Genomic DNA, 9,221 nt, shown 5'->3' on the forward strand with positions numbered 1-9,221 from the left:
GAAGGCCAATTTCTCGAGTTCTTTCTGTAACCGAAACCAGCATGATATTCATAATTCCGATTCCTCCAACAAGGAGAGAGATGCCAGTTATTGCTCCCAGAAAAAGGGTTATAGTTCCCGTGACCTGATTAATAGTATCAAGAATATCTTGCTGATTCATAATAGTAAACCGGTCAATATCACCTAATTTTCGAAGAAAAAATTTTTCCACTGATTGAGAAATAGTATTCATATCCTCGGCAGAATAGGCTTGAATGGTGATGCTTTGTATATATCTTGAGCCAGTTAATCTTTTTTGAAGGGTTGTGAGAGGAACAAAGATTTGATTTCCCAAATCTTGAGGGCCCATTGATTTCTTTTCCATAACCCCAATCACTTCAAAACTCACTCGACCGATCCTGATTCTATTGCCAATAGCTGTATTGATATCTTCAAAAAGGTCGGTGGCAACAGTGTCGCCAATTACCGCATAATTGTTTAAATTGATATAGTCATAATCACTAAAAAAACGCCCCAGAGAAGGGTTGAAATTGCGAACTGTTGGATAATTGGCAGTTGTTCCAACAATTGATACCGATGTATTATTTCTTCCATAGACAACTGTCTGTCGCAGAGTAGATTCGGCGATAATAGAATGAATGCCTGGAATTGAAGCAGTCTGAAGATCTCTAAAATGCTCAATCTTCAAAATATTCGACATTCCCCTCATCATGATTGGTGCACCTGGCCGTTGCCGCATCGTTCCTCCAACCACAGTTAAGAGATTAGAACCTAAACTTCCGATCTGATCTACTATAGAGGTTCTAACCCCTGTGCCAAGTGATATCATAGAAACAACAGCAGATACACCAATAATAATACCAAGCATGGTAAGAAAGGAGCGAAGCTTATTGGATACCAAACTGGAGATTGAAGTTCTTAAGCTTTCATAGACATTCATGAGGTTACCTTCCTCCACCACCAAAAGGACCCCCCATAGAAACGGGGGGAGTACGTCGGTTTGTTGCCATTGGAAGAGCAAGCTGCTCTCCTGCCTCAATACCATCAATAATTTCTACTTGACTATCATTACGAATTCCAACTTTTACTTCTCTTTCGGTTGGTTCACCTTCTTGATTGGCAATTAGCACAAAACCCTTTCCCTCTTTTTCAATAAGAGCATCGAGAGGAATAATGGTGGCATTCTCTTTATATTGAGTGGTTATTTCTACATCAGCAGTCATTTCTGGACGAATAATGCGATTGGGATTGGGGATAAGAACGGTAGCATCGTAAGTAACTACATTTTCTGTTATTTTTCCCAGAAAAGAGATAGAATCGACCTCTCCATCAAAAGGCTTATCGGGAAGGGCGTCAAGAATCACCCTGGCTTTCATTCCTTCTTTAATACGGGGAACATCAATTTCATTGATAGGGACGACTACTTTCATTGTACTCATATCATCAATAGTTGCAGTTATATTAGTAGTCGTTGCGCTTCCGGTTTGAATAATATCTCCCACTTTGACGTTCATGTCAATCACAGTTCCAGCAATTGGTGATTTTACCAATGATGCTTCTAACTGGTTTTTTATTGATTCTAAACTTGCCTTAATTTCAGAAATATGGGCACGTCTGATTTCGACATCTTCTTTTTTTGGCTGTTCTTTAAGATCATCTAATTTAGCTTTAGAAACATAAACTGCTTGTTCCTTCAGGATAACTTGATCCTCACTTTGTTCTAATTGTTCTTGTGATAATCCTCCTGAAATAAATAATTCCCGATGACGCTCAAGTGTTCGTTGGGCATTTTCCAAAGCTATCAGAGCCTCCTGATAATTGGCTTCGGCTTGTTTAAGGTCTACTTCGCTTGGTTGTTGAAGAAGCTTGTCGAGTTCTGCCTGAGCGGATAGCAGTTGAGATTCAATTTTTTGACGATTAATTTCCAATTCGCGAGTATCCAGCTGGAAAAGGGGTTGATTAATAGTAACTAAATCGCCTGAGTTGACAAAAATTTGAGTAACTTTTTCACCAATTTCTGACTTTACTTCTGCACGAGTAAAGGATTCAACCGTTCCAACTACCGAAATCGAATTGCTGATCTTACCTATTTCTACTGGGATGGTTTTATAGGTAACGGCGTTTTCTTTTTGGCTGGAAGCAACATTATTTTTTAGAAATATAAACCATATTGCAATAAAGGCGACTCCTAAAATAAATAAAGTAATAATTATTTTTCTTCCCTTTTTTGACAAAGGAATTATCCTCCTCAATTAATATCTTAGTAATAAATAATTATAAATCCTTTTAAAAAAGCTGTTTTATTCTAGAGCTTTGAATGAATCGGTTTTTTAAATAATTACAAGGGTTATCTCTGCTAATATTAAAATTAAAAATTGGATGGGAAATTTTTGTGCTTTCTTATGAAAAAAGATGTTGATTGAACTCTTATGTACCCGATTCGATAAATCAACTTCATTTTATATATTGTATTGTTATTTCTTTTTTTATTAAAATGTTCTCTTTTTTCAGTAGAATTTAGTTTTTGTTTAAAAATGAATACTAAAACTTTCAAGGCGAGATTGTCAAGAGTTTGGATGTTGAGCAGGTAAACAATGAACTTGATTTTAAAAATATTTTTTAAATTTACTCTTTTACCTCTTGACAGAGAAAAAGAAGAGAATATAATATGAGTATGTTCAGTAAAATACTAATGATGATAAGTGAAGACGAAAGGAGTGAAAGACCATGAACGGATTAACCCTAATGACTTTGAATAGAAAAACGGTTCTCGCTTTGAGTGTGGTTCTTTTCATTGCCCTTTGGAGTGGAGTGGCTTATAGTGCTGATATCGTTACCGTCACCAGTGATAAAAATATCGTTGAGGCTGCTCAAGGGACGGGTATCTTTACGACTCTCTTAGCAGCTGCAAAAACAGCAGGCCTGGCTGATATCTTAGCCAATACCCAAAACATCACGGTATTTGCTCCCAATGATGCCGCCTTTGCTGCCTTACCAGCTGGTTTTGTGGATGGTCTCTTGAAACCAGAAAATCAAGACCTTTTGGTCAAGATTCTTTCCTACCATGTGGTTCCTTTCCGAGTCAATGCCCGAGACTTAGTGAACACCTTAACCCTGCGGACCCTGTTTGATAACTATCCTCTCTACTTGCGAGTGGGAGGAGAGGGAACCGTGAACATCATGAACGGTGCTCCGGGATCGTGTGAAGTCAAGGGAATCGTCGCCGACAAGAACATGATTGAAGCCACCAATGGGAACATCTATGTGATTGATACTGTTCTTACCCCCTGGAAGGCGTGTTCGGTTGATTTGTTGAATTGATAACTCAGTCAGTTGTAGAAAAAAGTACTTTCTAAAAAACCCACCGTTGATAAAACGGTGGGTTTTTTGTTTTAGAAAAACTCCTTGGTCACTCTCTTTCGCCAAAGGAAAAAAAATTGAGCTCAAAAGATATTTGCATCATTGCGCTTCCAGTAGTGCCGGTTTTAATTTCTTTCTCTCTTGAGTGGGGATGAAATTGATTATTATATTCTTAATTTTCTCATTATATTTTCAAAATAGACCCTTGTTATTCATTGTGTATTAATTGTTTTAAAGCATTTAAGGCTTGTTCATAATCAGGTGCTTGAGTGGTATCAGGTACGATTTCTATATAACGGATGACGTTTTCCTTGTCAACAATAAAAAGTGCCCGAGTTAATAAGCGCAATTCTTTAATTAATACTCCCCAGTTGGTCCCGAAGGAGGCAAAGCGATAATCAGAAAGGGCTATCACTTTATCAATTCCAGAAGTAGCACAAAATCGGTTAATAGCAAAGGGGAGATCCATGCTGATGTTGATTACTACCACTTCGATTGGGAATGTGGAAGCTTCCTCATTAAAATTATGAATTTGAAGATCACAAACTGGAGTATCCAAGGAGGGTGTAACTGAAATAACCTTAATTTTTCCAGAGAAATCATTAAGATTCATAATTTTCATTTCTTCATCGATTAAAGTAGCTTGAGCAACGACTTGAAAATCTGGAGCAAAATCACCAACCTTAAGTTCGGGTCCGATTAAAGTGATTGGTCCCCCATTTAATGTTACTACCTGATTTCTTTCAGTAATTTCGTTGGTTTGAGTTGTTCCCATAATTGAAAAAGAAAAAAGAAGTAGGGTTATCATTAAGAAAAAAATATATTGTTTCATTTATGTTCCCTTCCTTTCTTAAGCGGATTAATATTCATATTAAACCGTATATCGATTATTTATTCCAAAAATTCTGTATTTTTTAAGATTGAACGATCGAAACGTATTTTTGTAAGCTAAATAAGTAGATCTGAATAAAACTTTTTATCAAATGAGTTGAATTTGTCTTTTATAAGATAAAAAGAACAGGTTATTTTTGAAAAAATTACTGGATAAATTACCAAATTATTAATTGATTCTTTTCTAAGGAATTGGTTTGATGTGAATGTCATAAAGTGATATATTAACAGTGAACGATACCGTTAACGTTAATGGTGACTTAGATGAAAAAAAATAATCCCCCAACCATTAGGGAAATTGCACGATTAGTTGGTGTTTCGGCAAACACCGTTTCGAGAGCATTGAACAATAAACCCGATGTAAGTCCCGAAACCAAAAATAACATTATTAAAACCGCTCAGTTTCTAAACTATACTCCTAATGCAATTGCTCGAGCTCTGGTTCAAAGGACAACACGTACTATTGGAATGGTAATGAGTGATATTTCTGATCCTTTTTTTGGAGAAATGGTGAAAGATGCCGAAGTTTTTTTTCGATCCCGTGGATATAACCTTATTCTCTGTAATACCCAGGAGAATTTTGACCAAGAAAAACATTCTATCGAAACTTTAATCAATAAAAGAGTAGATGGGATACTCTTAACGCCGGTGGGGAAAAGTGGGGAAAATACTCAGGAAATTTTAAAAAACCGAATTCCAACAGTTTTATTAGGAAGACATTTTGATAAGCCAATAGCACCAAGTATCACTTCCGATGATGAACGGGGAGGATATTTAGCGACCCGACATCTCCTTGAACTGGGACATCAAGAAATTCTTTTTATTAACGTTTCTCATCATATTTCCAGTGCCCGTGATCGCTTTTGTGGTTACCAAAAAGCTTTAAAGGAATTTGGCTTAGATTACAATGAATCTTTACAGATTCATACTAGCTTTGATTTAGAAGATGCTTACCAGAAAACAAAAGAGTTTTTTTCCCAAACGAGAAAAGCAACAGCTGTCATTGTATTTTGTGATATTTTAGCCATAAGTGTTATGAAGGCGATAATCGATGTAGGTCTATCGATTCCACAAGATATTTCAATAGTAGGATTCGATAATATTAAAATTGGATCACTCCTTCCAATTTCCTTAACCACCATTGACCCAAATAAGAAAAAAATGATTGAAACTGCTTCAGAGTTGCTATTAGAATTCATTCAATCGGATAATGTTAAAGTAGGCAATATATCTATTGAACCAACTTTAACCATTCGGTCATCAACCTGGTCTTCTTTTTAATACATTTATGGAATTAATATAAAATTATGTAATTTTAAAAAAAGGGAGGTTGGGGAAGTTGAATGTTATGACAGTTTGTGGTGAGAAAAAAATTGATGATTTAGGTGTTATTCTTCCACATGAACACATATTTATCGATATTAGCAATCAATTTACCGAACCCGTAACCCCATTTGAGAAAAAGTTGGCATATCAGAAGGTTAACATGAATAACCTGGGATATCTTCGCCGAGATCCTTATGTCGTAAAAGATAATTTAATTCTCTCTGAGTATGATGTTGCCTATAGCGAAATAATAACCTTTAAAGATAGTGGAGGACAAAGTATTATTGATGTTACTCCGGTTGGGATTGGTCGTGATCCAAATCAATTACAACAACTCATGAAAGAAACCGGAGTTAATATTATTGCAGGTTGTGGATTTTATACTCATGATACTCATACAACTGATATTGAAAAGCGATCAGCTGAAGACATAACTGAATTAATTATGAATGACTTATTGATTGGTATGGATCATACTGGAGTTCGTTCTGGGGTAATTGGTGAAATTGGAACCAGCCAGCAGATCCACCCAAATGAAAAAAAGGTTCTACAAGCAGCGGGAAAAGCTCAATCCCAAAGCAGGATTCCGGTTTTTATACATGTCTATCCCTGGTCAGAAAATGGAATAGAGGTTTTGGATATTTTAGAAAGTGAAGGAGCAGATCCTTCCCAAGTTGTCATCTGCCACTCAGATGTAGAAATGAATCTCAATTATATGATCTCAGTGATGAAACGAGGTGCATTTATTGAATTTGATAATTTTGGAAAAGAGTTCTGGATTCCTATTGAAAAGAGGAAATTTGCCGGAGGAAATTTTGCTACCGATCGAGACCGAGTCCAGGTTATCCGTAAGTTGGTCGATCTTGGTTATCAAAATCGACTTCTTATAACTAATGATATCTGCTTAAAGGCGATGCTTCACGCTTATGGAGGATGGGGTTATGATCATATTCTTTCCAATGTTGTTCCAATGCTCATTGAGGTTGGAGTTGAAGAAAAAATAGTTTGGGAAATAATAATAAAGAATCCCCAACAACTTTTTTTAAGATAAAAATTGAGGAGGTTAACCATGACAAATCTAAGAATTAGCGATCAAGACTTTCAACGCCGCGTAAATCGTCTACAAGAGGAAATGAAAAAAGAAAATGTTGATTTATGGGTGGGTTATTCAAGTGAAAGTGAAGCCTCGATATCTTTGTACTTAGCAGGATTTCAGCCCTTTTTTGATTTTGCAGGAGTTATGGTACCCAGAGAAGGTGAAGCAGTTTTGATCACCGGTGGACCAGAATCATTTGAGATGGCTAAGGAATTTTCCCGGATTAAAAAAATTCTTATTCATGGTTTGTTTGTCGAAACTTCAGCGCCTGAATGGGTTCCTGATACTGAAATTTTAGATTTTTCGACCATCATTCCACAAATTATGGGAAAGATTCAACCCAAAAAAATAGCCATTAGTCAATGGAATACCTTTCCATACCTTATATTTCAAGATTTGGTAAAAAACCTTCCCAACGCTGAAGTTGTGTCTGGTGATGAAATGCTGCTTAGAGTTCGTCAAATTAAGTCGAAAGAAGAAATTGAGGTTATAGCTGAAGCTTATCGTATTACTGAGGAGTCAGTAAAACGTGCTTTAGAGGTAGTACAAACAGGTGTCAGTGAGCGATTTTTAGAAAATGAAGGTCGAAAAGTAATGCTTGATTTAGGAGCAGAGGGAACATCTTATCCTATTTGGGTTTGTTCAGGAAGGAACACCTCCCGTAGTTTATGTAAATCAACCGATAAGCTTATTCAGGCAAACGAATTGGTCCAAATTACCTTTGGTGCTCGATATCAGGGATATTGTGGTAACATGTGCCGGGTTTTTTCCATTGGAGAGCCTGACCCAAAAGTGAAAAAAATGATGTTGGTTGCCCTCCAATCTATGGAAGATGCACTCGAAATGATTCGGCCAGGGGTTCTTTCTTCCGAGGTTTTCAAAAAATATAATAATCACCTGGCAAAATATGGATGGGAAAAATTTACTCTTTATGGCCCTGCTCATGGAACGGGAGTATCCGAAGTCGAAGGTCTTTGGCTTTCTGAAAGTAACCCCTTTGTCATCCAACCGAACATGGTGTTTAATATTGATATATGGCTCACTGATGGTGAAGTGGGAATGAGGTATGAAGATGGAATCGTAGTTACAGAAAAAGGGATTCGAGAATTCAATCCATATCGCCGAGAAATTATTATTTTGTAATTTAGATTTATAAAGGAGGGTTTTTCTTGGAAAGAGTTAAATTTGCGGTGATTGGCCTTGGCTGGTTTGGGCAAAAACATTGTGAAGTATTATCAGATCTTAGCCATGTTGAACTTTATGCTTTGTGTACCCGAAACGAATCAAGACTAAAAGAATTGGGTGAGCGTTTTCATGTAAAACATCTTTATACTGATTATCACCAATTACTAAATAATGATGAAATTGATGCAGTTTCGGTGGTGACCATGTGGGATCAGCACTTGCAACCAACTCTTGCCTCTTTAGAGGCTGGTAAACATGTTTTTTTAGAAAAACCCATGGCATCAACGGTTGCTGATGCTGAAAAAATAGTTGCTGCAACCAAAAAGACCAGCAAGTTTTTTATGGTAGGTCACATTTGTCGTTTTAATCCTCGATATGCTTCTGCTAAAGTAGCAATTGATGAAGGCCGGATTGGGAAAATTGTTTCAATATATGCTCGACGTAATATCCCTGAAACAGTTGGAGCAACGGTTCTCCCTAAAATCGGACCAATTATTGGAGATGGAGTGCATGATACTGATTTAATGCTTTGGTATACCAGAGCAAACATTAAGTCAGTTTATGCTCAATCTTTATCTGTTCGAAATTTTCCTCATCCTGACCTCGCTTGGACCTTATTTCGATTTGATAGTGGCGCTATTGGTGTTTGTGAAAATGTCTGGTTTCTACCGGAAAAAACTGCTTTTCAAATCGACGAACGTATGGAGATTATTGGTACACAAGGCTCAATACATATTCAAGAAACTCACCCTAATTTTTCCATTTGCGATCAGAATGGTTGGCATTCATCAGATACTACTTACTGGCCACTCTTGCATGGAGTGCGATCGGGAGCACTCCGAGAAGAACTATCTTATTTTGCGACCTGTATTCTTGAAAACAAGAAGCCAACGATCATCCACCCCGAAGAATCGTTAGAGGCAGTTCGAGCTTGCTTGGCAGCGGAAGAATCGGCAAAAAAAGGTCAAGTTATTGTCCTGTAAAGAGTATATTACAACTCGAGTTGTCTATCATCTTAGTTAGATAGAAATACTAGAAGAAAATAAAATACCTGCTTTATACTCTGACTTTCTTTCGGAGTTAAATCAGGATAATGTTTTATGAAATATAAAAGCCTCATCTTCTCTTTTTATGGAATAGATGAGGTTGAGGTGTGATAAAGTTCCTACACTCTTTATTCCCTAATAATTGTAATTTTTTTCAGGATTCGACTATAAATACATTAATTCTTTGAAAAATTGAATGGATATTGATTAAAAATATTTAAATTTGAAGGAGGTTTTATTGTGTTTCAGGTTTTAGCCGTTTCAACCAATACTTACCATAAATTTTCTCTCGAGGATGCCTTAAAAGGCATAAGCCA

The 9,221-nt window shown here is 36.6% G+C and carries 8 protein-coding genes; 5 read left to right on the plus strand and 3 right to left on the minus strand.

From position 1 onward, the window contains the following. Positions 1 to 940, minus strand: a 940-nt coding sequence (locus PLK24_RS02000) for an ABC transporter permease (protein WP_324476069.1), incomplete at its 3' end; no start/stop codon positions are given. 4 nt (positions 941 to 944) lie between these two features. Continuing rightward, positions 945 to 2,234, minus strand: coding sequence for an efflux RND transporter periplasmic adaptor subunit (locus PLK24_RS02005; RefSeq protein ID WP_324476070.1), 1,290 nt, complete (start codon positions 2,232 to 2,234; stop codon positions 945 to 947). A 493-nt stretch (positions 2,235 to 2,727) separates the two neighbouring features. Between PLK24_RS02005 and PLK24_RS02010 the strand changes: the two genes are divergently transcribed. After that, positions 2,728 to 3,321, plus strand: a complete 594-nt coding sequence (locus PLK24_RS02010) for a fasciclin domain-containing protein (protein WP_324476071.1) — start codon at positions 2,728 to 2,730, stop codon at positions 3,319 to 3,321. A 247-nt stretch (positions 3,322 to 3,568) separates the two neighbouring features. Here the strand turns inward: PLK24_RS02010 and tpx are convergent, their stop codons facing one another. Further along, the gene (gene tpx / locus PLK24_RS02015; protein ID WP_349770637.1) at positions 3,569 to 4,135 is read right to left on the minus strand and encodes a thiol peroxidase; all 567 of its coding nucleotides are present in this window, start codon (positions 4,133 to 4,135) and stop codon (positions 3,569 to 3,571) included. Positions 4,136 to 4,515: 380 nt separating this feature from the next. On the opposite strand from tpx, the gene PLK24_RS02020 reads away from it, so the two are divergent. The 4 genes from PLK24_RS02020 (at position 4,516) to PLK24_RS02035 (ending at position 8,841) form a co-directional block, all read left to right on the plus strand. Beyond that, positions 4,516 to 5,532 carry a LacI family DNA-binding transcriptional regulator gene (locus PLK24_RS02020; RefSeq protein WP_324476073.1) on the plus strand — a complete coding sequence of 339 codons (1,017 nt, stop codon included), beginning with the start codon at positions 4,516 to 4,518 and terminating at the stop codon, positions 5,530 to 5,532. Between the two features lie 67 nt (positions 5,533 to 5,599). Continuing rightward, positions 5,600 to 6,628: a phosphotriesterase family protein gene (locus tag PLK24_RS02025; RefSeq protein ID WP_324476087.1), complete on the plus strand. Its 1,029-nt coding sequence runs from the start codon at positions 5,600 to 5,602 to the stop codon at positions 6,626 to 6,628. 18 nt (positions 6,629 to 6,646) lie between these two features. Further along, positions 6,647 to 7,816, plus strand: a complete 1,170-nt coding sequence (locus tag PLK24_RS02030) for a M24 family metallopeptidase (protein ID WP_324476074.1) — start codon at positions 6,647 to 6,649, stop codon at positions 7,814 to 7,816. Between the two features lie 26 nt (positions 7,817 to 7,842). Next, complete coding sequence (locus PLK24_RS02035) at positions 7,843 to 8,841, plus strand: Gfo/Idh/MocA family protein (RefSeq protein ID WP_324476075.1); 999 nt, start codon at positions 7,843 to 7,845, stop codon at positions 8,839 to 8,841. Positions 8,842 to 9,221 lie beyond the last annotated feature (380 nt).

Source organism: Atribacter sp. (genome assembly GCF_035418125.1).
In the GTDB taxonomy this organism is placed as follows: domain Bacteria; phylum Atribacterota; class Atribacteria; order Atribacterales; family Atribacteraceae; genus Atribacter; species Atribacter allofermentans.